Consider the following 25,589-nt stretch of genomic DNA (forward strand, 5'->3'; position numbering starts at 1 on the left):
TTTTACCATTTGAGCTCCCATGTTTTCTAATGGGTCTTCTAATTCTATTTCTTTAGCAACACTTACTCCATCTTTAGTAACGACAGGAGCACCAAAAGATCGGCTAATAATAACGTTTCTTCCTTTTGGTCCTAAAGTAACTTTTACTGCATTTGCTAATGCATCTACACCACGCTTTAATCCATCACGTGCTTCTACATCAAATTTTATATCTTTTGCCATTTTTATTTTATTTTACTTATAGTTTGAAGAATTATCTATGAACTATAAGATTGATTAATTGTAATAATTTTGTTTTGAAAACATTTAAGAACGCTTTGTCCTAAATTGTAAGCTATATTAGATAATAGCCATAATGTCTTCTTCACGCATCATTAAATACTCTTTTCCGTCTAATTTGATTTCAGATCCTGAATATTTTCCATAAAGTACTGTGTCTCCAACTTTAACCGTTAAAGGTTCGTCTTTTTTACCGTTTCCTATAGCAACGATAGTTCCTTTATGTTGTTTTTCTTGAGCTGTGTCTGGTATGTATAAACCAGAAGCTGTTTGTGTTTCCGCAGGAAGTGCTTCAACTAGCACACGGTCTGCAAGTGGTTTAATGTTTAATTTACTCATAATATATATGTTTAATTAATTAGAATATTTGTGGTTAACAATAAGCTAAAAATGTGCCAATAGAAGACAACTGACAAACTTGCAGAAACAAAAAATGCCAACTGATTAAGTTGGCATTTTAAAGTATATTTTTGAAAAAGGATTATTCTCCAGCTTCAGGTGTAATTTCTTTTGTTGCTTCATCTGCAGTTGGAGCAGGAGTAGTAGGTGTTGGTAACTCTATATTGTCACTTTCTAAAATTTTAGATTCTCCAGCAGTTCCATTTCTGTCAATACCTAAGCTAGAAGCTAAGATTAATGCTAATAAGATAGTTGCTAATGTCCAAGTACTTTTGTCTAAAAAGTCTGTTGTTTTTTTGACACCACCTAATTGTTGTGTTCCACCACCTCCAAAAGAAGAAGATAATCCTCCACCTTTAGGGTTTTGTACCATTATTACGACTACTAGTAGAAATGCTACTATCACGATTAGGACTAAAAAGATTGCAAATGTGCTCATTATAATATGTTATTTATTCTTGTAATTTTTCTATTGCTTTAATTTGGTCTGCAAAGAAACCACTTTTTTCTGGATATTTCAAACTTAAAATTTTATAAGATTGAATCGCTTTTTTATAGTTTTTTTGTTCCACATAAATACGTGCTAAAGTTTCGGTCATTAATGACTCTGGTTGAATCATTTGTTCTTTAGCTATATTGTGGTTTGAAATGTTTGATTTTTTTGCTTCTAACTTTGGGTTTTTAGTAATAAACTTATCAATTAACTCAAACTTTTTAGCACGCTCAATTTCATTTATATCATTACTCTTTTCTGTTTCAGCGGTAGCATTAGTTGTTTTTTTATCAACTGTTTCTCTTTCAATTGGCTTGTATTGCGCTAAATTTAACCATTCGTTAAAACTATGTGTTTCTGATTTTTCAAATTGTAGAGGCGTTCCTATTTTAAGGATAGCTTCTGCTTTTTCAGTATCGTTATTAGTTTTGACGGTATCTAAATTGCTGTCTTCAAATTTATTATTTTCAGTTTTTGGCTGAAATAATTCTGGATTTATAGTATGTCTAGCATCTTCAATATGTTGATTAAGCGTAGCGTCATGGCTTGTTATATTGCTTGCAGAAATGTCTTCTGTAACGACTTCTATGCTATTGATGTAGTCTAAATTGTGTTTTATATATTCTGAAACTTCATTTTGATTAAAAGTCTCAGATGTAATAAAGTCAAATAAAATACTTCGGTCTGTGGTGTAAGCAGCTGTAGTTTTTAACGCTTGATTGTATTTAAAACTTTCTTTGTTTTTTAAACCTTTAAGGTAAATGGCTCTAGCCGATTGAAAATACGGAAACTCTTTAATAATACTATCAAGCAGGTCTGTCTGATCCGTATTTATTAGCTGAGGTTGTTGAAGTATTTTGGATAATTCTTGGCTAGTCATTTGTTTACCAATTAGCAAGTGATGCGTTAAAAATATCTTGTGTTAGACGTTCAAAAATTTCTTCAAAAGCAGTGGTTTTGATTGCGCCTGATAATAGCTCGCTACCTGTATAATCATAGTAAAAAGAGAATTTTTTTTCAAAATCATTTTCGTCATCTTTTTTATTATAATATCTAACATTTACACCAATGGTTAATCTGTTTTGTGCTGCAGTACTGTTTGCTGTTGCAGTAGTTGGAGAAATACGATATTCTGTAATTTCGCCTTCGTACACTAAATCTCCATTTGAGTTAACTAGGCTTAAACTGGTTTGATTTAGTATTAAGTCTTGTAAAGCTATGGTGAAATCTCTTTCTAATCCTGGCTCTACCAAAGGTGCGTTATTTTGAAAATAATTAACCTGAAACGTTTTAGCATCTCCTAGGTCTTGTACACCTGTAAATGAATATGCACCACAACCAAACACGGTTGCAATAATGGTTAGTAATAAAATATATTTAAGTGGTTTCATGTAATTATTGTTTTGCTTTAAAACGTTAGATTATAAATCAAATTGTTTGATTTTACGATAAAGTGTACGTTCGCTAATACCTAACTCTTCTGCAGCCAGTTTGCGTTTTCCGTTATGACGCTCTAAAGATTTTTTTATTAATTCTAGTTCTTTATCATGCAATGACAAGGTTTCTTCTTCTTCAATTTCTTCTGCAAAGTGGTATTTATCTTGAGCAGTATCTATAGGATTAGAATTAGAAATCCCAGAATTTTGTGCTATAGATAATACTTCCATGTCTTCTACATGCTCATCAAACTCGGCTTCACTTTCATTTTCGCCATAAATTTTCTGAATTAATGTTTCATTGTTTTTCTGAACATCTTTTGCGTTACCGGTTTTCATTAATTCCATGGTCAGCTTTTTTAAGTCGTTTAAATCGGCTTTCATGTCAAATAATACTTTGTATAGTATCTCACGCTCGCTACTAAAATCACCTTCGGACTTGGCATTATTAATAACTGCTGGAAGATTATTTCCGCTTGGCAAATAACTATCTAAAACTTGTGCTGTAATGGTCCTGTTTTGTTCTAAAACAGAAACTTGTTCTGCAACATTACGCAGTTGTCTTATATTTCCGCTCCAGCGATATTTTAATAATAAATTTATGGCATCATCTGATAACTTGATGGTTGGCATTTTATATTTTAATGCAAAGTCACTAGCAAATTTGCGGAATAATATATGGATGTCTTCTTGTCGCTCTCGTAAAGGCGGAAGATTGATGTCTACTGTACTTAAACGGTAAAATAGGTCTTCTCTAAATTTTTCTTTTTTAATAGCATCAAACATATTTACGTTTGTTGCTGCAACAATCCTTACATTGGTTTTTTGTACTTTACTGGATCCAACTTTTATAAACTCACCATTTTCTAAAACACGTAAAAGACGTACTTGTGTAGTTAATGGTAACTCTCCAACTTCATCTAAAAAAATGGTACCTCCATCTGCAACTTCAAAATAGCCACTTCTAGTAGCAGTAGCACCTGTAAAGGCACCTTTTTCGTGTCCAAAAAGCTCGCTATCTATTGTTCCTTCTGGAATGGCACCACAGTTAACTGCAATATATTTACCGTGTTTACGATGCGATAATTGATGGATTATTTTTGGAATACTCTCTTTTCCAACACCACTTTCTCCTGTTACTAAAACAGAAATATCTGTTGGAGCGACTTGAATTGCTTTTTCAATAGCGCGATTTAATGTCGGGCTATTTCCAATAATTCCGAAACGTTGTTTTATTGATTGTATAGATTCCATTTTAACTTTTTAGTTAGTGTAATTAAAATTTTCTTCTTGTACTAAGCTTATGCCATCTAAAGAAAACACACCTGTTCTACTTGTAATTCGGTTTGCGGTATTGTAAGTCATCATAAATGTAACTGTGTTTCCTTCTGCTGTAACAGAATTCCAGTTATTTGTGCTATGAAACTGAACTATGATTGGTCCAGCCTCTTCAGTATAATCATCATCCAAAATAGATAACCAATATTGATCACTAAATCCTGCTTTTAAAGGATTGGTAAAGTTGTCGTAACCATAGGTTGTGTTGTTGTCATTTTCTCCAGAAGAAATTACAGATATGCAGTTTCCGTTAGCATTATAAGTTAAAATTTCTTGCTGAATGCTAAAACCGTCTTCAAACGATATTTTTTCAATTAATCTACCTGAAGCATCTTTTTTGTATTGCGTCTCTACTGGATTTCCTGCCTGTGTTTTAGTTATAGTATTTCCTGATGTTGTAAAGTTATAGGTGTAATCTTCTGTGTCGTCTTCAAAGTCATCATATGCAATTTGAGAAATATTGTCTGAAGAATAGCTAATATTAGTTTGGTTGATTTGAGTAGATCCTTCAAAGTTTTTAACTGTAATAATTTTTCCAGAAGCGTCTCTAGTAAGCGTTCCGCTGGCTACTATTGGAAAACCAAAAGCAACAGTTTCGACATCTAAATCTGATACCTTATTATTGTCATTAAAAGTAAAATCTGTATTTATGGTTATTGGTCCTAAAAAAGGGACTTCTGTATCAACATCCCATGTGTAACTTGATAATTGTAAATCATCACTACCTGTTCCTTCTGTTGGGTCAGGTTCTCCTGTAATTGCGTCGTCTGCAGCAAAGCCTTCTAAAGGTTCGTTTTGACAAGAGGTTATAAAGCTAAGTGTTACTAGTAATATAATTATTTTTTTCATGATATGTTATAATAAGGTCAATTCGATTAATTGTTTGCGCTGTTTACAGCTTTACCAATAAGTGTAGCTTTAGTACAGTCTGTTACAGTTACGTTTACTAAATCTCCAATTTTATAATGTTCTTTTGGAAAAACAACAACAATGTTTTGTTGTGTACGACCAGACCATTCTTGGTTTGATTTTTTTGATTCTCTTTCTACTAAAACTTCAACTGTTGTGTTTAAAAACTGTCTAGTTCTATATTCACTATGTATTAATTGTAGTGCTATGATTTCTCTTAGACGTCTACTTTTAGTTTCTTCAGGTATATCGTCTTCAAATTTACGTTCTGCTAAAGTCCCAGGACGCTCAGAGTAGGTAAACATGTATCCAAAGTTATATTTTACATATTCCATTAAGCTTAATGTGTCTTGATGGTCCTGCTCAGTTTCGGTTGGAAAACCTGAAATCATATCTTGACTAATCGCACAATTTGGAATTATTCTTTTAATATTATCTATTAAGGTAAAATATTCTTCTCGTGTATGTAAGCGATTCATTGCTTTTAATATACGATTACTTCCGCTTTGTACAGGTAAATGTATGTGATTACATATATTATCGTATTTAGCCATGGTTTCAATAACCTCAAGATGCATGTCTTGTGGGTTAGATGTGCTAAATCTAATACGCATAGTAGGTTGTGCTTTTGCGCATAGCTCTAATAGCTTAGCAAAATCTGTAGCAGTCGCTTTTTCAAAATCTGTAGCTTTTTCAAAATCTTTTTTCATTCCGCCTCCATACCAAAGGTAGCTATCTACATTTTGTCCTAGTAATGTAATTTCTTTATAGCCTTTGCTCCAAAGATCATTTACTTCTTCAATAATACTTTGTGGATCACGACTACGCTCTCTTCCTCTTGTAAAAGGGACAACACAAAACGTACACATATTATCACAACCTCTAGTTATTGATACATAAGCGGTAACACCATTACTGTTTAATCTCACAGGACTAATGTCTCCATAGGTTTCTTCTTTAGACAGGATTACGTTTATCGCATCGCGTCCTTCATCTACTTCAGCTATTAAATTAGGTAGGTCTTTATAGGCATCAGGTCCTACAACTAGATCAACTATCTTTTCTTCTTCTAAAAATTTACTTTTTAAACGTTCTGCCATACAGCCTAACACACCCACTTTCATTTTAGGGTTGATGTCTCTTTTTATAGCATTATACTTTTGTAAACGTTTACGTACTGTTTGTTCTGCTTTATCACGTATAGAGCAGGTGTTAACCAATACTAAGTCTGCTTCTTCTAAAACTTGTGTCGTATTAAATCCTTCGTTTTGAAGGATAGAAGCAACAATCTCACTATCACTAAAATTCATAGAGCAGCCATAACTTTCTATAAAAAGTTTTTTACTATTCTCTTTTTTTTCAGGGATAACTAATGTCTCTCCTTGTTTGTTTTCGTCTATTGTCTTTTCCATAAATATATTGAAATCACTCATCTCCAATAAGCACGCAAAGATAGGATTATTTTAAAATTATGACAATCTGACAGACCTTTAATTTTAGCTAAAAGTTATAAAATTAGGATGATAAATTTTTTTTGATATACCTTTGCACTCACAAAAATCGAAGAATGGCGAAGAATTTAGTAATAGTAGAGTCACCAGCAAAAGCAAAAACAATAGAGAAATTTTTAGGAAAAGACTTTAAAGTCGAATCCAGTTTTGGGCATATTGCTGACTTACCATCTAAGGAATTAGGAGTAGATGTAGACGGAGATTTTGATCCAAAATATGAAGTGTCTTCAGATAAAAAGTCGCTAGTTAAAAAATTAAAAGATTTAGCTAAAAAAGCCGAAATGGTATGGCTAGCTAGTGATGAAGATAGGGAAGGAGAGGCTATTGCATGGCATTTAGCCGAGTCTTTAAACCTAGATAAAGATAAAACAAAACGAATCGTTTTTCATGAGATTACAAAAACTGCAATTCAAAAAGCGGTTGAAAATCCAAGACAAATAGATTATGATTTAGTAGATGCACAACAAGCACGTCGTGTATTAGATAGAATTGTAGGTTACGAGCTATCTCCAGTTTTATGGCGTAAAGTAAAAGGAGGGTTGTCTGCAGGTCGTGTACAATCAGTATCTGTTAGGTTAATTGTTGAGCGTGAACGCGAAATACAAGATTTTGCACCAGAAGCATCTTATAGGATTGATGCCGAGTTTTCAAACGAAGCAGGTCAATCTTTTAAAGCTAAACTACCAAAAACGTTTGGTACTAAAAAAGAAGCGTTTGAGTTTTTAGAAAGTAATGCTGCTGCTAACTTTAAGGTCGCAGACTTAACTAAAAAGCCAGCAAAAAAATCTCCAGCAGCACCATTTACAACATCAACCTTACAGCAAGAAGCATCTCGTAAATTATATTTTTCTGTAAGTAAGACTATGACTATGGCTCAGCGTTTATACGAAGCTGGTTTGATTACTTATATGAGAACAGATAGTGTAAACTTATCTGACGAAGCTAGAAAAGGTGCAGAAAAAGAAATAATTGAAGCTTACGGTAAAGAATACGCTAAAGAACGTAACTTTAAAGGTAAATCCAAAGGTGCTCAAGAAGCTCACGAAGCGATTAGACCAACCGACTTTAAAACGCATAGTGTAGATATTGATTATGATCAGGCTAGGTTATACGATTTAATTTGGAAACGTGCTATTGCATCACAAATGAGTGAAGCACAATTAGAACGCACAAATGTTAAAATTGAAGCAGATACACATGACCAAACCTTTACAGCAAATGGAGAGGTAATTAAATTTGAAGGGTTTTTAAAAGTATATTTAGAAGGTACTGATGATGAGGATTTAGAGCAAGAAGGTATGCTTCCAGCAATGAAAACCAATGAGACGCTTTTAAATAAATATATATCAGCTACTGAGCGTTATAGTCGTGCACCATATAGATATACTGAAGCTTCTTTGGTTAAGAAGTTAGAAGAGTTAGGTATTGGACGACCATCTACATATGCGCCAACCATTTCTACTATTCAAAATAGGAATTATGTAGAAAAAGGAGCAATTGATGGTGTTGAGCGTGAGTACACACAGTTAATGTTAGAAGAAGGTAGTGTAAAGGATAATACGTTAACAGAAAAAGTAGGTTCAGATAAAGGAAAGCTTGTGCCAACAGATATTGGTATGATAGTTACAGACTTTTTAGTAAATCATTTTGAAAGTATTTTGGACTATAATTTTACTGCAAAAGTAGAAAGTCAATTTGATGATATAGCCGAAGGTAAAGAAGACTGGAAAAAAATGATGAAAACCTTCTATAAGAAATTTCACCCAGTTGTCGTTGATGTACAAGAAAATGCAGATAGAGAATCCGGAGAGCGTATCTTAGGTAAAGACCCTAAAACAGGTAAGCAAGTAAGCGTACGTTTAGGTAAGTTTGGTCCAATGGTACAAATGGGAACTGTAGACGACGAAGAAAAACCAACCTTTGCTAGTTTAAGTCCAGATCAACAATTAGGTAGTATAACCTATGAAGAAGCAATGGATTTATTTAAATTGCCAAGAACTTTAGGTAAGTATGAAGATGAAACCGTAGAAGTAAATAATGGTCGTTTTGGTCCTTATGTAAAATACGGTGAAAAATTTGTATCCTTAGCTCCTGGTCAAGATCCATTAAATATAGAGATTGAAGATGCAATAGAACTTATTAAAGAAAAAGAAATTGCAGACGCTCCTGTGTATAATTATAAAGGACACGGAGTAACAAAAGGAAAAGGACGTTTTGGACCTTTCATTAAATGGAATGGTTTATTTATAAATGTCAATAAAAAATACGATTGGGATAACTTAACTAATGAAGAAATTGAAGAATTAGTTGACGCTAAAATTCAAAAAGAAATAGATAAAGTTGTTCATAATTGGGAAGATGAAGGCATACGTGTAGAAAAAGCACGTTGGGGAAGACATAATATTTTAAAAGGAAAAATTAAAATAGAGCTTCCTAAGACGGTAGACGCTGCAGCTTTAACCTTGGATGAGGTTAAAGATATGATTGAAAAGAAAGCGCCTAAAAAGAAAGCAGCAGCTAAGAAGAAAGCGCCAGCAAAGAAAAAAACAACTACTAAGAAAAAAACAACAGCTAAAAAGAAATAGTATTACATAATGAATTTTAATTTTCTTACTCCAGTCCCAGATACTGTTTTAGCGCATAATCAATTATTATCGCCTTTAAGTTTAGGTCAAAAAATTAAAATTCATTCTGAGCAACATGGACTGCCAGATCTTAATAATGTCAAAATTGCAATTGTAGGCGTTCTTGAAAATCGAAACGATGTTAATTACATTGGAGAAGATTTTAATTTGAATGAAATAAGAAAATCATTCTACACTTTATACCCTGGAAGTTGGAGTTCGTCGATTGCAGATATTGGCGATATTCAAAAAGGAGATACTGTTGATGACACTTATTTCGCCTTAAAAGAAACATTAATTACTTTAATAGAAAATAAGATTATCCCAGTAATAATAGGCGGTAGTCAAGATTTGTCCTACGTAAACTATCGTGCTTATGATAGTTTAATGCCAATGGTTAACATTGTAAATGTGGATAAATCTTTTGATTTAGGAGATTCTTCTAAACCAATAAAAAATACTAGCTTCGTCGGGAAAATTATTTTAGACGAGCCTTATAATCTTTTTAATTACGCCATTATAGGTTATCAAACTTACTTTAATAGTCAAGAAGAGATAGATTTAATGGAGCGTTTATATTTTGAACCTTATCGCTTAGGAGAAATATCTAATGATCTTACATTGGTAGAACCAGTAATGCGTGATGCTAATATAGTTACGGTAGACTTAGGAGCCTTAAAAGCATCTGAGGTGAGTCAAAAACAAAAAGTGTCGCCAAACGGTTTAGATGGGAAAGAAATTTGCGCAGTAGCAAGATATGCAGGAATCAGCAATAAAGTATCTTCATTTGGTATTTACGAGTATAAACCATCTCAAGATGACGACATTACATCTATGCTAATATCTCAAATGATATGGTATTTTATAGAAGGTGTAAATTGCAGAGTTAAAGATGATGATTTTTCTAATGGTGATAATCATCAAAAATTCATTACTTTAGCGGAGTCTCACGAACTAATTTTTTATAAGAGTACAAAAACAGGACGCTGGTGGATAGAAATACCATTTTTAGCAAATGTTAATAATAAATTAAAAAAACACACGTTATTACCATGCACGCATCAAGACTATCTAGATGCTTGTAATGACAAAATACCAGAGCGTTGGTATAAGGCATTTCATAAAAATAGCGTGTAATCGATATAGACGAACAGATAAACGACAATTAATATCGTTTAAATGTTAAATTTTTACGACGAAATGTATTTTTTTTTGTCGAAAAAGTTGTTTTTTAAAAAATATATAAATATGTTTACGCTCTTAAAAAATTTAAGAGTATAAAATTAACCTCGAGTTTTAAATGAATATGAAGAAGTTTGTATTATTAACAGCGGTTTTCGCACTATTAGTAAGTTGTGGATCAAAAGATAAGGGTCAGCTTGTTGGTGTCAAAGGTAAAAAATGGCACCCAGAAAAACCTTACGGTATGACATTAGTTCCTGGTGGAGCTTTTATTATGGGTAAAGCAGATGATGATTTAGCCGGAATCCAAGACGCACCTGCAAAAACAGTAACTGTAGCATCATTTTATATGGATGAGACAGAAATAACTAATAGTGAGTATCGTCAATTCGTAGAATGGGTAAGAGATTCTACAATCCGTACTAAATTAGCAATATTGGCTGATGAGGTTGGAATGACTCAAGATGATGGTGGTATTGGAGAATTTGCTTTTAAAGATGCAGATACAACCAATTCTTCAGCTTACGAAAAATACATGCTAGATAATTATAGTGGTTTAGGAGAAACTGGTTATGAAGGTAGAAAACTAAATCACGATGTTGATTTAATTTTTGATACTGCAGACTATCCAGATGAGTATTACGTAGAGGTTATGGATACAATGTATTTACCATTAGAAGAATCTTATAACGGTCAACGTACTTGGGATGTAACTAAATTTAAGTTCCAGTATACTTATATGGATATAGCCAAAGCTGCAAAAAATAAAAACTTACGTCGTAAAGATGTAATCGTTAGAGAAGAGGTTGAAATCTATCCAGATACTACATCTTGGATTAGAGATTTTGCATATTCTTATAACGAGCCTATGCATAATGACTACTTCTGGCACGATGCTTACAGTGATTATCCTGTAGTAGGTGTGTCTTGGCAACAAGCTAAAGCATTTTGTGAGTGGAGAACAAAACACCATAATGATGCAAGAAGAGAAAGAAAAATGCATAACGTAGCACGTTATAGATTACCGTCAGAAGCACAATGGGAGTATGCTGCAAGAGGTGGTCTTCAAGCTGCAACTTTTCCTTGGGGAGGACCTTATGCTAAAAATGATAGAGGATGTTTCATGGCTAACTTTAAACCATTACGTGGTGATTACGCAGCAGATCAATCTTTATATACTGTAGAGGCTGATGCTTATGAGCCTAATGACTTTAACTTATATAATATGGCTGGAAACGTTTCAGAATGGGTAGACTCATCTTACGATCCTTCTTCATATGAATATGCTTCAACAATAAACCCAAGTGTAAATGATGCTAATAACAAACGTAAAGTTGTTCGTGGTGGTTCTTGGAAAGATGTTGCATATTACCTGCAAGTAAGTTCAAGAGATTATGAATATGCAGATTCTGCAAGAAGTTATATTGGTTTCAGAACTGTGCAAGATTACATGGGAACAGACGTAACTGCTAACGCAAGACAATAATTAAACTAAACAACTAAATACTTAACAACTAAAACTTAACAACTAAAAAAACTTAGAAATTATGGCACAAAAGAAATTATCAACAATGAATATGGTTTATGGTATTGGAGCAGCAATTGTAATTATTGGAGCTTTATTTAAAATACAACACTGGCCTTATGGATCTCTTATTTTAACAATAGGAATGATTGTTGAAGCAATCGTATTTACTTTATCTGCTTTTGAAAAGCAAGGTGGTGAATTAGATTGGGCATTAGTATACCCAGAATTAGCAGGTGGACAAGCAACAACTAAAAAAGCTGCTAAAGAAGAGCCAAAAGATGCTGAAGGATTATTATCTAAAAAATTAGACAACTTATTAAGAGAAGCTAAAATTGATGGTGAATTAATGAGTAGCTTAGGTGCAAGCATTAAAAACTTTGAAGGTGCTGCTAAAGGGATTTCTCCAACAGTAGATTCTATGGCTGCAACTAAAAAGTATGGTGAAGAAATGTCATTAGCTGCTGCACAAATGGAGTCTTTAAACAGTCTTTATAAAGTACAAATGGAAAGTGCAAGTCGTCAAGCTTCAATCAATGAAGAAGCTGTTGAAAATGCAACTAAATTAAAAGAGCAAATGCAATCTTTAGCATCTAACTTATCTTCTTTAAACGGAGTATATGGTGGTATGTTATCTGCAATGAACAAAAACTAATTAGTGATTAATATCAACTAATATTAATAAATAATAAACTAATTAGAAATGGCAGGAGGAAAACAGTCCGCAAGACAAAAGATGATTAACTTGATGTACTTAGTATTTATTGCAATGATTGCAATGACTATGTCAAAAGAAGTGCTATCTGCATTCGGGTTAATGGATAAGAAATTTGATAGAGCTAATGAGTTAGCTATCGCATCAAATAATGGTATTTTAACGCAGTTAAAAACACAGGCTGAAGAAAAGCCTGATGAATTTGATTCAGCAAATAAATTAGCTAACCAAATTAGTGCAATATCTGATGATTTTTATAAATTCTTAGGAACTGTAAAAACTAATGATATTGTTAAAAATGGTGGTTATGAGTTAGAAGCAAATGGTGATTTACCTTATGAAGAAATGGATAAAGGTGATAAACTTGATGAGCTTTGGTTTACTGGAGACAGATTAACAAAAAGAGGACAAGAGGTTTTAGACAGAATAGAGAAGTATAAGGCAGATATCAAAGCTGTATTACCTAAAGAAGGTAAATGGCAGCCTGTAGTTCAAAGTTTTGAAGATCGTTTTAGTACTGCACCTGTTAAAGATAACGATGGTGTTGAGAAAAAATGGTTAGACTACCACTTCCAAGGTTTTCCAGCTATAGCATCTTACACTAAGTTAACTGCAATGCAAAATGATGTTAAAGCTACTGAGACTAATATCTACAACGGATTTTTAGGAAACTTAGTTAGTAACGCTACGTCTTTAAAAAATTATACAGCGATTGTTTTAGCTGATAAATCTGCGTTTTTTGCTGGAGAGAAATTTCAAGGAAAAGTAGTATTAGGTAAATATGCTAACGTTGCACCAACTAAAATGAGTGTAGCAGGTAAAGAAGTTGATTTGTCTAAAGCAATTGATTCAACTGGAGCAGCAACATTAGATTTTAATGTTGGTAACGTTGGAGAGCATGATATTGACGGTAAATTTACTTTCGTAGAAGATGGTAAAGAATTAGAAATCCCTATTATTGGAAACTACGTTGTAGTGCCAAGACCAAATTCAGCAACTATATCAGCTGATAAAATGAATGTGGTTTATAGAGGTGTTTCTAATCCAATGACTATTTCTTTTGCAGGTGTACCTGATAATAAAGTTAATGCTACTGGAGCAGGATTATCTAAAGCTAGTGGTATTGGAAAATACTCAATGAATCCAGGAACAGGTAAAGAAGTTACTATTAACGTAACAGCTAAACTTGATGATGGTTCAAATGCTTCAGATAGAGCGGTCTTTAGAATTAAAGATATTCCAAAACCTACTGGAACTATTGCAGGTCAGTCTGAAGGTGGTTTACCAAGAAATAACATTGAAATTGGTACAATTAAAGCAGAATTAACTGACTTTGATTTTGATTTACCTTTATCAGTAACGTCATTTAAATTTAAAGTACCTGGTCAAGCTACTGTTAATGTTAACGGTAACAAACTTAATGGAACTGCTAAAGCTGCATTAAGAAAAGCAAGAAGAGGTGACGCAGTACAAATATTTGATATTAAGTCTAAAGCAAATTCAAGCGTTAGAATTAAGCCAGCAAGTCCAATAGCAATTGAATTAGCTAACTAATCAAACTATTTGATTAATTAAAAATTATAAAAACAATTTTCAGATGAATTACAAATCTTTATTAGCAGTCGTATTTGGTGTTGCTTTTACCGCACAAATCAATGCGCAATCTAATATTCTTAATGCTAAATCTCCAAAAGAGATTGGTGTTAGAACAGATGAACAAAAAGCGTTAGATAACGATAAGCCTCTAGAATACGGTTATGTTGATGATAGAGATGTTATGTTTGCTAAAATGACTTGGGAGAAAGTTGTATTAGATGAGCGTGTAAACTTCCCATTGTACTATCCAGTAGATACAAATAACATTGGAAGTGATAGACGTTCTTTATTTGATGTGCTTACAAAAGCTATTGACGAAGGTCAAATCGAAAATGTATACAACGATTCTTATTTTACAGGAAAACGTACTAAAAAAGAGTTAGCTCAAATTAGAACAGCTGTAGATACTATGGACATTGGATACGATCAGTTAAATGCTGATGGTTATGTTGATCCAGAGTATATTACTACAACTACTATTTCATCTTATGATGTTTCTGCTTACTTAATTAAAGGTATGTGGTATTTTGATAAGCGTCAAGGTGAATTAAAATATAGACTTTTAGGTATAGCACCAGCTGCACCAGATGTTAACTATGTTAATTCTAATGATGAAGCTAACAAAGAACCTATTCCTTTATTCTGGATTTTTTATCCAGACGCAAGAGATATTTTACATGAAGCTAAAGCATTTAATGCTAAAAACAGCGCAATGCCTTTCTCTTTTGATCACATATTAAACGCACGTCGTTTTAGTGGTATCATATTTAAAGAAGAGAATGTTTTTGGAGACCGTAAGGTTGAAGAATATATTGCAGAAAATTCATTAATGCAATTATTAGAGTCTGAAAGAATTAAAGAAAAAATTAGAAACTTTGAGTTAGACATGTGGTCTTACTAACAACAGTTTGATTTAATTATATAAAAACGTTCACTGAAAAGTGAACGTTTTTTTGTTTTTACTAGTTTCTATTTTATTCATTCAGATATTCTATTTTTGCATTATGAAAGTAGATTATATAATTGTAGGTTGTGGACTTGCTGGTATTTCGTTTTGCGAAAAGCTTAAAGCAAATAATAAATCGTTTGTAGTTTTTGAAGATAGCTCTCAGCAATCATCCATTGTTGCAGGTGGATTATATAATCCTGTAACTTTAAAAAGATTTACTCCTGTTTGGAAAAGTGAAGAGCAATTAAAAACAGCCTTACCTGTTTATAATCAATTGGAAAAAGATTTTGGTGTCGTCTTAGATTATAAGGTTCCAGTCAGACGACGTTTTACGTCTTTAGAGGAGCAAAATAATTGGTTTGAAGCATCTGATAAAGTAGGTTTAAAACCGTTTATAAATACCACACTTATAGATAATGCAAATCCTAATGTAGACGCACAGTTTAAGCTTGGAGAGGTTTTAAGTACTGGAAGATTAGACACTAAATTGTTAGTTCAAAATTATAAATCTGATTTATTATCTAAAGGTTGCTTGATTAGTCAGTCTTTTAATCATAATAGTTTAGTTTGTAAAGACAATCAAGTCGTGTATAATGATATTGAGGCTAAACACATTGTTTTTGCGGAAGGTTTTGGAATTAAGCAAAACCCTTTTTTTAATGCCTTACCATTAGGTGGTACAAAAGGTCAGTTGTTAACTATACATGCACCAGAATTAAAATTGGATTATGTACTTAAATCCAGTGTATTTGTAATACCACTAGGTAATGATACTTATCGTGTTGGGTCTACATACGAACAAAAGGATAAGACCAACACAATTACAACAGAGGCTAAAGATATGCTTTTAAATAAGCTTAAAACCTTTGTAAAGTGCGATTTTAAAGTGTTGAATCAAGTAGCAGGTGTTAGACCTACAGTTAAGGATAGAAAACCTTTGGTAGGTAGACATAAAGATTTTAAAAACTTGTACCTTTTTAATGGATTAGGCTCACGTGGAGTTATGATAGCACCTTATGTTGCTAACCAATTATACAATTTTATAGAAAGCAATGTCGCAATAGATGCTGAGATTGATTGCAGTAGGTTTTACTAAATAGTGTTATTTTTTGGTAGTAGCTTTTTCTGCTAAATTTTTGTCATAACTCATAAAAATATTTATCCAAATATTTCTTGATAATCTAACTATAACTGGGTAAAAGACAATCATTGCGGCAATAATAGCAATAAAAGCAGTGTTAAGTGTACTGCCTAAAAATATGTAACTTATAACAAAAGCAGCAACAGCAAAAGCAATTCCAACACCATAACTAACGTACATCGACCCATAAAAAAAGGACGGTTCTATTTGATATTTAGTGTTACAATGACTACATCGCTCATTCATACTAAAAAGTTTATTTAGCACATATGGGTTTGGATTTGTATACATAGATTCTTGGTGACACTTTGGACAAGCACCTGTAAAAATAGAGTATAATTTAGAGCCTTTTTTAAACATAATAATTGTGTACTTTTGCAATTCAAAAAAAATGGTAGTGAAGTTTAAATCTTCAACTACAAATTTAAGTTTTATTCTTTCAACATTAAGTAACATAAGTCACAATTCATGCTAAATATTCATAATTTATCCATTTCATTTCAAGGAGAATACCTTTTTGAAGACATCACATTTAAATTAGGAAATGGTGATAGAGTAGGACTTATTGGTAAAAATGGAGCTGGAAAGTCAACGATGCTTAAAATTTTGTCAAAGGAATTAGAACCAGATTCGGGTCAGATTGCGGCAGATAAAACTTTAAAAATTGGTTTCTTAAAACAGGACATAGATTTTGTTTTAGGTAGAACTGTTTTAGAAGAATCGTATCAAGCTTTTACAGAAATTAAAGAGATTGAAGCAAAAATTGAGCATATTAATACGCAATTAGCAGAGCGTACAGATTATGAAAGTGATGCGTATCATGATTTTATGGTAGAGCTGAGTGATATACAACATCAATATGAGATTTTAGGTGGTTATAATTATCAAGGTGAAACAGAAAAAATACTACAAGGTTTAGGTTTTAAACGAGAAGACTTTAATAAACTAACCGATACGTTTTCTGGTGGATGGCGTATGCGTATCGAGTTGGCCAAATTACTATTACAAAATAATGATGTGCTACTTTTGGATGAGCCAACTAACCACTTGGATATCGAGTCTATTATCTGGTTAGAAGGTTTTTTAAAAAATTATCCAGGTGCTGTCGCAATTGTGTCGCACGATAAGATGTTTTTAGATAATGTAACTAATCGTACTATCGAGATTTCTTTAGGACGTATTTATGATTATCCAAAACCTTATACGCAATATTTAGTGTTGCGAGAAGAAATTAGAACACAGCAGTTAGCGTCTCAAAAAAATCAACAAAAACAGATAGAACAAACTGAAAAGTTGATTGAAAAGTTTAGAGCCAAAGCCAGTAAAGCAACTATGGCACAATCTTTAATGAAAAAGCTAGATAAGATTGATCGTATTGAGGTTGATGAAGATGATAATAGTGTAATGACCCTAAATTTTCCAGTGTCTATAACGCCAGGAAAAGTTGTGGTCGAAGCTAATAGTGTTTCAAAAAGTTATGGTGATAATCAAGTTTTAACAGGTGTTGATTTATTAATAGAGCGTGATGTTAAAACTGCTTTTGTTGGTCAAAATGGTCAAGGTAAATCAACCTTGGCTAAGATTTTGGTTGGAGACTTAAAGCATGATGGTCATCTTAAGTTAGGTCACAATGTACAAATAGGGTACTTTGCACAAAATCAAGCAGAATATTTAGATGGTAGTAAAACTGTATTAGATACTATGATTGATGCTGCTAATGAAACCAATAGAAGTAAAGTCCGTGATATTTTAGGATCTTTTTTATTTAGAGGTGAGGAAGCAGAAAAATATGTTAGAGTATTATCTGGAGGAGAGCGTAACAGGTTAGCGCTAGCTAAATTAATGTTGCAGCCATTTAATGTTTTGATAATGGATGAGCCTACTAACCACTTGGACATTAAATCTAAAAATGTTTTAAAAGATGCCTTACAGCGTTTTGAAGGGACTTTAATATTAGTATCTCACGATAGGGACTTTTTAAAAGGATTAACTAATACTGTTTTTGAGTTTAAAGATGGAAACATTAAAAAGTTTTTAGGAGATGTTGATTATTATTTAGAGCAACGTAATGTTGAAAATTTACGTGAAGTAGAAAAACGAACGGTTATTAAAAGTCAACCTAAAGAAACACCTAAACAATCCTACGAAGACCAGAAAAAAGTTAAGTCCTTAAATAACAAGTTAAGTAATTGCGAGTCTAAAATTAATCAATTAGAAAAAGATATTAAATCAATTGATGCTGAGTTAGCTACTAATTACGACGAAACCGTTGCTAAACCTAAGTTTTTTGAAAATTATCAAGCTAAAAAAGACCAATTAGCAAAGCTAATGCAAGATTGGGAAGATATCACGTTGCAATTGGAAGCATTTTAGTTATTTCTTTTAGGTTTTTTTTAACATTTAACGTCTAAACTATAGGCTAATTTTGGGGTCTTACCGTCAAAACCAAGTACATGCGCAAAATTATACTATCAATCTTAGGTGTTTTATTTATTATTGCTGCCATTTTTATTTCTAAATCTTTAGTAGATAATAAAAATAAACCAAAGCCTATAGCAGCTAAAGTTATTAAAACTGTATTTACAGATACGGTCAATAATACGACTATACCTATTGTAATTGCTGCAAATGGAAACTTAACAGCTAAGCAACGTGTAGAGCTTTACTCGGAAGTACAAGGTATATTTCGTAATGGTAGTTACCTTTTTAAACCAGGTCAAAACTATCGCAAAGGTCAAACCTTAATTCGTGTGGATGCTGCAGAGTATTATGCTAGTGTACAATCTTCAAAAAGTAATTTATACAACTCGATAGCTGCAATAATGCCAGATTTACGTTTGGATTTTCCAGATGTGTTCCAAAAATGGCAAAGCTATTTGACTAGTTTTGACTTAAACAAAACCACACCAAAATTACCAGAAATAACTTCTGATAAAGAAAACTACTTTATTACTGGTCGTGGCATTATTACTAATTACTACAATGTAAAAAATTTAGAGCAACGTTTGTCTAAGTATACTATAACTGCACCTTTTAATGGGATTTTAACAGAGGCTTTGGCAACAGAAGGATCTTTAATTAGAAATGGTCAAAAACTAGGAGAATTTATTAATCCTTCAGTTTATGAGATGCAAGTGGCTATTAGTAAAAGCTTTGCCAATATCTTAAAAGTAGGCGAAACCGTTAATTTAACTAATTTAGATAAAACAGAATCTTACACTGGTAAAGTGTCGCGTGTTAACGGTAGTATTGACGCAACCACACAAACAGTTACTGCTTTTATTGAAGTTGAAGATAGTAACCTTAAAGAAGGTATGTATTTAGAAGCAAATTTAAATGCTAAAAGTATAGACAACGCTATTGAGATAGACCGAAACTTACTAACAGACAACCAAGAAATATTTGTTATTAAGGACAGTTTGCTGGATGTCATGCCAGCTAAACCAATTCATTTTTCTGATACTAAAGTAGTTTTAAAAGACGTACCTAACGGAACAGTTATTTTAAAACGTACCGTTCCAGGAGCGTATGCGGGAATGTTAGTACAGCCATTTGTTGAAAATAACAAAACAAACAATAGCGAAGAATAATGAGAAAAATAATCACTTATTTTATCAAATATCACGTAGCAGTTAATGTCTTTATTTTAGCATTTGCTGTTTTTGGTATTCTAGGATATTCGTCTTTAAAGTCTTCGTTTTTCCCTTTAGTGGAGTCTAAGATTATTAACGTTAGTATAGCGTATCCTGGAGCATCTCCTCAAGAAATTGAAGAAGGTATTGTACTTCAAATCGAAGAAAATTTAAAAGGGCTTAAAGGTGTCGATCGTGTCACTTCTGTTTCTAGAGAAAATAGCGGAACAATTACTGTCGAGATTGAAAAAGGTGAAAACCTTGACTTTATGCTACTTGAGGTAAAAAATGCAGTGGACAGAGTGCCAACCTTTCCAACAGGTATGGAGCCTTTAGTGGTATCTAAACAGGAAGAAGTCCGCCAAACTATTTCTTTCGCTTTAAGCGGAAAAGACATTCCGTTAGCCACATTAAAACAATTAGGTCGTCAGGTAGAAAATGACTTACGTGCTATTGATGGTATTTCGCAAATTGAAGTATCTGGTTATCCTGAAGAAGAAATTGAAATTGCTGTAAATGAAGGTAGTTTATTGGCGTATAATATAACATTTAGTGATGTTGCTAATGCAGTATCAACATCTAATATATTAGTAACAGGAGGTAATATAAAAACAGATGCTGAGGAGTATCTGATTAGAGCTAACAATAAACAATATTACGGAGACGAAATGTCTAACATTATTGTAAAGGCTTCAGCAGATGGTAAAGTAGTGCGTTTAAAGGATGTCGCTATTGTCAGAGATCGTTTTTCTGAAACACCAAATGCCACGTATTTTAATCAGCAATTAGCAGTTAATATTACTGTTACAAGTACAAATAATGAAGATCTTATAACCTCTGCAGATAAAGTTAAGGATTACATCATTGCGTATAATCAAAAACATAATAATGCACAATTAAATATTGTAAGGGATTTATCTATTACTTTAAATCAGCGTACAGAGTTGCTAGCAGAAAATGCAATAGTAGGTATGATTTTAGTATTAGTATTTCTATCACTTTTTTTAAATACAAGATTAGCATTTTGGGTAGCCTTTGGGTTACCAATTTCATTTTTAGGAATGTTTATTTTTGCAGGACAATTTGATGTTACCATTAACGTATTATCCTTATTTGGGATGATTATTGTTATTGGTATTTTAGTGGATGATGGTATTGTAATTGCAGAGAATATATATCAACATTACGAAAAAGGTAAGACACCAATTCAAGCAGCTGTTGATGGTACAATGGAAGTAATTCCTCCTGTGGTTTCAGCAATTATAACAACATTATTAGCCTTTTCGCTATTCTTATTTTTAGATAGTAGGATTGGAGAGTTTTTTGGTGAAGTTTCCGTCATAGTTATTCTAACCTTAGTGGTATCATTGGTTGAAGCATTAATTATTTTACCAGCTCACTTAGCGCATTCTAAAGCTTTACGACCTCATGTTGAAGAAGAAAATCCATCAAAACTAAAACAGTTTTTTGGTAAAATGAGGTTTATCAATAAAGCAGGAGATAGATTGATGTCCTTTTTAAGAGATAAAGTTTACACACCAACTTTAGACTTTGTACTTGAGTTTAAAATATTGTCTTTAGGTATTTTTATTGGGTTGTTAGTATTAACTTTTGGGTCTATTGGAGGAGGTATTATTGGGGTAACTTTGTTTCCAAGTATTGCTAGTGATACGGTTACCATTCAGCTAGAAATGCCTAACGGAACAAATGTTAAGGTTACAGATTCTATTATTTCTATGATAGAAGAAAAATCGTTTATAGTCAATCAAGAGCTAACAGAAAAGTATTTAAAAGGATCGGATAAACAATTATTTGAAAACACAATATTGACACTAAGTAGCAGTTCTAGTGCGTCTTTAAGATTAAATATGCTTCCAGGAGAAGAACGTCCAGACGCCATTAAAGCATCAATGGTTGCTAATAGATTAAGAGAATTAGTTGGACCAGTTATTGGTACAGAGCGTTTGATATTTGGATCTGGAGGAAACTTTGGTGGTAGTCCAGTATCTGTATCGTTATTAGGTAATAATATCGAAGAGCTTAAAGCGTCTAAAATAGAAATGAAAAACTATTTAGAAACTAATCCGCTACTTAAGGATATCGAGGATAATGATCCTGCAGGTATTAAAGAAATTAGATTGCAACTTAAAGAAAGTGCTTATCTTTTAGGGTTAGATTTACGTACAGTCATGACTCAGGTACGTTCTGGATTTTTTGGTGTGCAAGCACAACGTTTTCAGCGTGGACAAGATGAGATTAGAGTTTGGGTTAGGTATGATAGACCAAACAGAAATTCGATTAACGATTTAGATGATATGCGTATTTTAACACCATCAGGTGAGCGTGTTAATTTAAAAGATATTGCTAGTTATACAATTGAAAGAGGAGATGTCGCAATTAATCACTTAGAAGGTTTAAGAGAAATTAGAGTATCTGCAGATTTAAAAGATCCTAGTACAAGTAGTACAGATATTTTAGATGATATTAAAAATAATTTTATTCCGCAATTACAGTCAAAATATCCAACAATAACCGCTTCTTTTGAAGGTCAAAATCGTGAAGCTAGTAAACTGTCATCTTCATTAGCAAAAGCAGGTATCCCAATATTACTGCTAATTTACATTGTTATTGCTTTCACGTTTAGAAGTTATAGTCAGCCTATATTATTACTATTATTAGTGCCTTTTAGTCTAACAGCAGTAGCTTGGGGACATTGGTTAACAGAAGATGGTTTTCCGATCAATATTTTATCTTTATTAGGAATCATTGCTTTAATCGGGATTATGGTTAACGACGGACTGGTTTTAATTGGTAAATTTAATAGTAATTTAAGAGAAGGTATGAACTTTGATAATGCTTTAAAAGAAGCTGGAAAATCACGTTTTAGAGCTATTTTCTTAACCTCTTTAACGACGGTTGCAGGATTAGCACCTTTGTTATTAGAAAAAAGTAGACAAGCTCAATTTTTAAAACCTATGGCAATTTCTATTTCTTATGGTATAGCTTATGCGACAGTATTAACCCTTTTGTTACTTCCATTATTTTTATCGTTTAGCAACAGTATTAAGCAAAAAGGGAAGTGGTTGTACACAGGAAATGTCGTAACCAAAGAAGAAGTAGAACGTGCCATTAAAGAACAAAATGAAGAAAATGAGCATTAATTACAATCTAATTATAGCAATATTTTGTTGTGTTACCATTGGTAAAGCGCAGGATATTTTAACACAAGAACAAGCTGTTAAATTAGCTTTAGAAAATAACTACGGAATTAAAATAGCGAATAACGCAGTTAGAGTTGCCGAAAATAATACAAGCATTTTAAATTCTGGTTTTTTACCTACACTTACAGGTAATGCAGGAGCAACTTATAATTTAGATAACACTGAAGCTGAATTTTCAAACGGTACATCAACAGTTTTAAATGGAGCAGAGAGTGACAGGTATAATGCTTCAGTAAGTTTAAACTATACACTATTTGATGGATTGGGTAGACGTTACAATTATAAAAGTTTAAAAGAGCAGTACCAATTATCAGATTTGCAAGCTAGAGAGACTATTGAAAATACAATTACACAGTTGTTTTCTGTATATTATAGCGTCGCACAACTTACAGAAAATTTAGATGCATTATCAGAAACATTGAATGTTTCAAAGGATAGATTAGTACGTGCACAATACCAATTTGATTACGGTCAAAATACTAAATTAGGTGTTTTAAATGCCGAAGTGGATATAAATAACGACAGTATAAATATAATCTCTGCTACGCAACAATTAAAAAATGCAAAGCGTGACTTAAATGTTGTGTTAGGTAATGCTTTAGAATCGGATTTTTCTGTTAGTACAGCAGTGGACTTTACTTTACAGTTTCAAAAAGACAGCTTGTTTGAAAAAGCAAAAACTAGAAATGTAGCTTTACTTCAAACAGATAAAAATATCGCAATAAGCCAATTGGATATTAAATCAAGTAAATCAGGCTACCTGCCAACAGTAGGCTTAAATGGAACTTACGGTTGGAATAAAAACAATAATAATGCAGCATCTTTTGTAGCAGTTAGTACAAATACAGGCTTATCTGGAGGTTTAAATTTAACGTGGAATTTGTTTGATGGAGGCGGAACAATAACTAGAGTGAAAAATGCTAAAGTTAATCTAGAGACGCAACAACTTCAAAAACAAAACATCCTAATAGGTATTGAAAGAGATTTTGAAAATGCTTGGGAAGATTTCTACAATAAGCTAAATATATATACAATACAACAACAAAATATTATAACTTCAGAAAGTAATTTTGAACGTACTCAAGAGCAATTTAAAATTGGTCAAGTTAATTCAATCGAGTTTAGACAAGCTCAGCTTAACTTACTTAATGCGGAATTAAGTAGAAATCAAGCAAAATATGAAGCTAAATTAGCAGAACTACAATTGCTACAATTAAGTGGTGAATTGTTGAATGTGAAGTTTTAAAGTTTTTATTTTCAATCATTTAAAACGGTTTAAAATTTTAGTGAACGACGAGATATTGACTTTAGTTTTATAAAATGGAGTTAAATTTCAAATTAAATGTTAATGTTTAATGTATTTAATCGAAATAATTTGTCATTTAACCTCTTTTGTATTAAGTTTGATGTAGTTAATCCTAAATCATTAACATGAAAACGATAAAATTAACTTTAGTAATGTTTCTTTTTGCTTGTGTAGCATTCGCAAGTGTATCAAATTCTGAGAAAGAAGCTTTAATAGCACTTTATAACAATACTAACGGACCAGAGTGGAATACTACTTGGGATCTTGATGCCTCAATAGATACTTGGCATGGCGTTACAATATTAGATTCTAAAATTGTAAGTTTAAATTTGTCATTTAATAATCTACAAGGATCAATACCTTCAGAAATAGCACAATTAAGCAACTTACAAGTATTAAATCTAAGTTTTAATAAGTTATCTGGAGATTTGCCAGAAACTATGTCTAGCATGCAAAGCTTGTATTCTTTACAATTGTTTTTAAATCAATTTGATGGAGAAATTCCTAACTGGATTGGTAGCCTTTCTAATTTAGAATCTTTAGCATTATACAGTAATCAATTTACAGGAGAAATTCCACAGTCAATTACAAGTCTAACTAAATTACGTAACTTAGAGTTAGGAAGTAACTTTTTAAGTGGAACAATACCTTTTGATATTAGTAACTTAAAATCATTAAAAAAATTAAGCTTATTAGATAACCAATTAGAAGGTCAAATTCCAGAAAGCATTGCCGAATTGTCAAACCTTGAAGAGTTGGTGTTATCAAGTAATAAGTTGTCTGGAACGTTACCTTTTGAGTTATCTCAATTATCTAATTTAAAATTAGTTATGGTAAGTGATAATTTACTAAATAACGATTATCTTACAGTAGTGGACGACTCGCCAAACAAAATGGCATTATTTTTAGAAGACTCAGAAGTTGTTTTAAACCAAGAATAACTTCCTGTTAAAATATATTTAAAATAGTCAACCTTTGGTTGGCTATTTTTATTTTTGATAAAAAGTAAGTTATGTTTGAACACTATTTTCAATGTCCATATTGCTGGGAAACCATATCAATGTTACTAGATCCAAGTGTAAGTAAGCAAACTTATGTAGAGGATTGTGAGGTGTGTTGCAATCCAATTCAAATTTCTCCACAATTTGAGGAGGCTGAACTTATTGGTTTTGAAGCCCTTAATATTGAGCAATAAAAAAAGTTGAAATAATGCTTGTAATATGCAAAAAGGGTTGTATATTTGCAGTCCGAAACGATTAGGTCGACATTATGAATCGAAAGTTAAAAGCTAAGATAATCTTCGGAAATACAAATCGCGGGATAGAGCAGTAGG

The 25,589-nt window shown here is 32.4% G+C and carries 22 protein-coding genes; 13 read left to right on the top strand and 9 right to left on the bottom strand.

Annotation, left to right across the window (positions count from 1 at the left end; all coding sequences use genetic code 11):
* The 8 genes from B2989_RS01005 to miaB all read right to left on the bottom strand — a co-directional run.
* Nucleotides 1-222: TCP-1/cpn60 chaperonin family protein (locus B2989_RS01005; RefSeq protein ID WP_292942787.1), on the bottom strand; the 222-nt coding region annotated here is incomplete at its 3' end.
* Between the two features lie 117 nt (nt 223-339).
* Nucleotides 340-618, bottom strand: coding sequence for a co-chaperone GroES (locus B2989_RS01010; RefSeq protein ID WP_028283491.1), 279 nt, complete (start codon nt 616-618; stop codon nt 340-342).
* Between the two features lie 142 nt (nt 619-760).
* A complete protein-coding gene (gene secG / locus B2989_RS01015; RefSeq protein ID WP_145003309.1) occupies nt 761-1,117 on the bottom strand; it encodes a preprotein translocase subunit SecG in 357 nt (118 codons plus the stop codon).
* A gap of 13 nt (nt 1,118-1,130) precedes the next feature.
* Nucleotides 1,131-2,051 carry a hypothetical protein gene (locus B2989_RS01020; protein WP_292942792.1) on the bottom strand — a complete coding sequence of 307 codons (921 nt, stop codon included), beginning with the start codon at nt 2,049-2,051 and terminating at the stop codon, nt 1,131-1,133.
* Between the two features lie 4 nt (nt 2,052-2,055).
* The gene (locus B2989_RS01025) at nt 2,056-2,562 is read right to left on the bottom strand and encodes an LptE family protein (RefSeq protein WP_145003303.1); all 507 of its coding nucleotides are present in this window, start codon (nt 2,560-2,562) and stop codon (nt 2,056-2,058) included.
* A 30-nt stretch (nt 2,563-2,592) separates the two neighbouring features.
* A complete protein-coding gene (locus B2989_RS01030) occupies nt 2,593-3,861 on the bottom strand; it encodes a sigma-54 interaction domain-containing protein (protein ID WP_292942796.1) in 1,269 nt (422 codons plus the stop codon).
* Between the two features lie 9 nt (nt 3,862-3,870).
* On the bottom strand, nt 3,871-4,794 hold the full coding sequence (locus B2989_RS01035; protein ID WP_292942799.1) for a hypothetical protein: 924 nt from the start codon (nt 4,792-4,794) through the stop codon (nt 3,871-3,873).
* Between the two features lie 26 nt (nt 4,795-4,820).
* Entirely contained in the window at nt 4,821-6,266 is a 1,446-nt protein-coding gene (gene miaB, locus B2989_RS01040) for a tRNA (N6-isopentenyl adenosine(37)-C2)-methylthiotransferase MiaB (RefSeq protein WP_292942802.1), read from the bottom strand.
* A gap of 155 nt (nt 6,267-6,421) precedes the next feature.
* Here miaB and topA point away from each other — a divergent pair, with 155 nt between their 5' ends.
* The 7 genes from topA to B2989_RS01075 all read left to right on the top strand — a co-directional run bounded on the left by topA (nt 6,422) and on the right by B2989_RS01075 (nt 16,052).
* Nucleotides 6,422-8,950 carry a type I DNA topoisomerase gene (gene topA, locus B2989_RS01045; protein WP_292942805.1) on the top strand — a complete coding sequence of 843 codons (2,529 nt, stop codon included), beginning with the start codon at nt 6,422-6,424 and terminating at the stop codon, nt 8,948-8,950.
* 9 nt (nt 8,951-8,959) lie between these two features.
* Nucleotides 8,960-10,126: a formimidoylglutamase gene (locus B2989_RS01050; RefSeq protein ID WP_292942808.1), complete on the top strand. Its 1,167-nt coding sequence runs from the start codon at nt 8,960-8,962 to the stop codon at nt 10,124-10,126.
* Nucleotides 10,127-10,289: 163 nt separating this feature from the next.
* Nucleotides 10,290-11,657 (top strand): gliding motility lipoprotein GldK, encoded by a 1,368-nt coding sequence (gene gldK, locus B2989_RS01055; RefSeq protein ID WP_292942811.1) that lies wholly within the window; start codon nt 10,290-10,292, stop codon nt 11,655-11,657.
* A 61-nt stretch (nt 11,658-11,718) separates the two neighbouring features.
* The gene (gene gldL / locus B2989_RS01060; protein ID WP_145003282.1) at nt 11,719-12,351 is read left to right on the top strand and encodes a gliding motility protein GldL; all 633 of its coding nucleotides are present in this window, start codon (nt 11,719-11,721) and stop codon (nt 12,349-12,351) included.
* Nucleotides 12,352-12,399: 48 nt separating this feature from the next.
* Nucleotides 12,400-13,965 (top strand): gliding motility protein GldM, encoded by a 1,566-nt coding sequence (gene gldM, locus B2989_RS01065; protein ID WP_145003279.1) that lies wholly within the window; start codon nt 12,400-12,402, stop codon nt 13,963-13,965.
* Nucleotides 13,966-14,008: 43 nt separating this feature from the next.
* Nucleotides 14,009-14,908 carry a gliding motility protein GldN gene (gldN, locus tag B2989_RS01070; protein ID WP_145003276.1) on the top strand — a complete coding sequence of 300 codons (900 nt, stop codon included), beginning with the start codon at nt 14,009-14,011 and terminating at the stop codon, nt 14,906-14,908.
* 103 nt (nt 14,909-15,011) lie between these two features.
* Nucleotides 15,012-16,052, top strand: coding sequence for an NAD(P)/FAD-dependent oxidoreductase (locus B2989_RS01075; protein WP_292942816.1), 1,041 nt, complete (start codon nt 15,012-15,014; stop codon nt 16,050-16,052).
* Between the two features lie 6 nt (nt 16,053-16,058).
* On the opposite strand, the gene B2989_RS01080 is transcribed toward B2989_RS01075, so the two are convergent.
* The gene (locus B2989_RS01080) at nt 16,059-16,457 is read right to left on the bottom strand and encodes a DUF983 domain-containing protein (protein ID WP_292942819.1); all 399 of its coding nucleotides are present in this window, start codon (nt 16,455-16,457) and stop codon (nt 16,059-16,061) included.
* A gap of 108 nt (nt 16,458-16,565) precedes the next feature.
* Between B2989_RS01080 and B2989_RS01085 the strand changes: the two genes are divergently transcribed.
* The 6 genes from B2989_RS01085 to B2989_RS01110 all read left to right on the top strand — a co-directional run bounded on the left by B2989_RS01085 (nt 16,566) and on the right by B2989_RS01110 (nt 25,451).
* The gene (locus B2989_RS01085; RefSeq protein WP_292942822.1) at nt 16,566-18,470 is read left to right on the top strand and encodes an ABC-F family ATP-binding cassette domain-containing protein; all 1,905 of its coding nucleotides are present in this window, start codon (nt 16,566-16,568) and stop codon (nt 18,468-18,470) included.
* An 80-nt stretch (nt 18,471-18,550) separates the two neighbouring features.
* Nucleotides 18,551-19,687, top strand: coding sequence for an efflux RND transporter periplasmic adaptor subunit (locus B2989_RS01090; protein WP_292942825.1), 1,137 nt, complete (start codon nt 18,551-18,553; stop codon nt 19,685-19,687).
* On the top strand, nt 19,687-22,890 hold the full coding sequence (locus tag B2989_RS01095; RefSeq protein ID WP_292942828.1) for an efflux RND transporter permease subunit: 3,204 nt from the start codon (nt 19,687-19,689) through the stop codon (nt 22,888-22,890). The genes B2989_RS01090 and B2989_RS01095 overlap by 1 nt, the downstream gene beginning before the upstream one ends.
* Nucleotides 22,880-24,196 (top strand): TolC family protein, encoded by a 1,317-nt coding sequence (locus B2989_RS01100; RefSeq protein ID WP_292942831.1) that lies wholly within the window; start codon nt 22,880-22,882, stop codon nt 24,194-24,196. Before B2989_RS01095 ends, B2989_RS01100 begins: the two co-directional genes overlap by 11 nt.
* Nucleotides 24,197-24,381: 185 nt before the next feature.
* Nucleotides 24,382-25,197, top strand: a complete 816-nt coding sequence (locus tag B2989_RS01105; protein ID WP_292942834.1) for a leucine-rich repeat domain-containing protein — start codon at nt 24,382-24,384, stop codon at nt 25,195-25,197.
* Between the two features lie 71 nt (nt 25,198-25,268).
* The gene (locus B2989_RS01110) at nt 25,269-25,451 is read left to right on the top strand and encodes a CPXCG motif-containing cysteine-rich protein (RefSeq protein ID WP_292942837.1); all 183 of its coding nucleotides are present in this window, start codon (nt 25,269-25,271) and stop codon (nt 25,449-25,451) included.
* Nucleotides 25,452-25,589 lie beyond the last annotated feature (138 nt).

It is taken from the genome of Olleya sp. UBA1516 (assembly GCF_002323495.1).
GTDB lineage: Bacteria > Bacteroidota > Bacteroidia > Flavobacteriales > Flavobacteriaceae > Olleya.

Coding starts and splice junctions, on each gene's coding strand:
- B2989_RS01020 (WP_292942792.1), bottom strand. CDS start 2,051: ATGACTAGCCAAGAATTATCCAAAATACTTCAACAACCTCAGCTAATA.
- gldK (WP_292942811.1), top strand. CDS start 10,290: ATGAATATGAAGAAGTTTGTATTATTAACAGCGGTTTTCGCACTATTA.
- B2989_RS01050 (WP_292942808.1), top strand. CDS start 8,960: ATGAATTTTAATTTTCTTACTCCAGTCCCAGATACTGTTTTAGCGCAT.
- B2989_RS01085 (WP_292942822.1), top strand. CDS start 16,566: ATGCTAAATATTCATAATTTATCCATTTCATTTCAAGGAGAATACCTT.
- B2989_RS01075 (WP_292942816.1), top strand. CDS start 15,012: ATGAAAGTAGATTATATAATTGTAGGTTGTGGACTTGCTGGTATTTCG.
- gldM (WP_145003279.1), top strand. CDS start 12,400: ATGGCAGGAGGAAAACAGTCCGCAAGACAAAAGATGATTAACTTGATG.
- topA (WP_292942805.1), top strand. CDS start 6,422: ATGGCGAAGAATTTAGTAATAGTAGAGTCACCAGCAAAAGCAAAAACA.
- B2989_RS01010 (WP_028283491.1), bottom strand. CDS start 618: ATGAGTAAATTAAACATTAAACCACTTGCAGACCGTGTGCTAGTTGAA.
- B2989_RS01090 (WP_292942825.1), top strand. CDS start 18,551: ATGCGCAAAATTATACTATCAATCTTAGGTGTTTTATTTATTATTGCT.
- B2989_RS01030 (WP_292942796.1), bottom strand. CDS start 3,861: ATGGAATCTATACAATCAATAAAACAACGTTTCGGAATTATTGGAAAT.
- gldL (WP_145003282.1), top strand. CDS start 11,719: ATGGCACAAAAGAAATTATCAACAATGAATATGGTTTATGGTATTGGA.
- B2989_RS01105 (WP_292942834.1), top strand. CDS start 24,382: ATGAAAACGATAAAATTAACTTTAGTAATGTTTCTTTTTGCTTGTGTA.
- gldN (WP_145003276.1), top strand. CDS start 14,009: ATGAATTACAAATCTTTATTAGCAGTCGTATTTGGTGTTGCTTTTACC.
- B2989_RS01100 (WP_292942831.1), top strand. CDS start 22,880: ATGAGCATTAATTACAATCTAATTATAGCAATATTTTGTTGTGTTACC.
- miaB (WP_292942802.1), bottom strand. CDS start 6,266: ATGGAAAAGACAATAGACGAAAACAAACAAGGAGAGACATTAGTTATC.
- B2989_RS01080 (WP_292942819.1), bottom strand. CDS start 16,457: ATGTTTAAAAAAGGCTCTAAATTATACTCTATTTTTACAGGTGCTTGT.
- B2989_RS01025 (WP_145003303.1), bottom strand. CDS start 2,562: ATGAAACCACTTAAATATATTTTATTACTAACCATTATTGCAACCGTG.
- B2989_RS01110 (WP_292942837.1), top strand. CDS start 25,269: ATGTTTGAACACTATTTTCAATGTCCATATTGCTGGGAAACCATATCA.
- B2989_RS01035 (WP_292942799.1), bottom strand. CDS start 4,794: ATGAAAAAAATAATTATATTACTAGTAACACTTAGCTTTATAACCTCT.
- B2989_RS01095 (WP_292942828.1), top strand. CDS start 19,687: ATGAGAAAAATAATCACTTATTTTATCAAATATCACGTAGCAGTTAAT.
- secG (WP_145003309.1), bottom strand. CDS start 1,117: ATGAGCACATTTGCAATCTTTTTAGTCCTAATCGTGATAGTAGCATTT.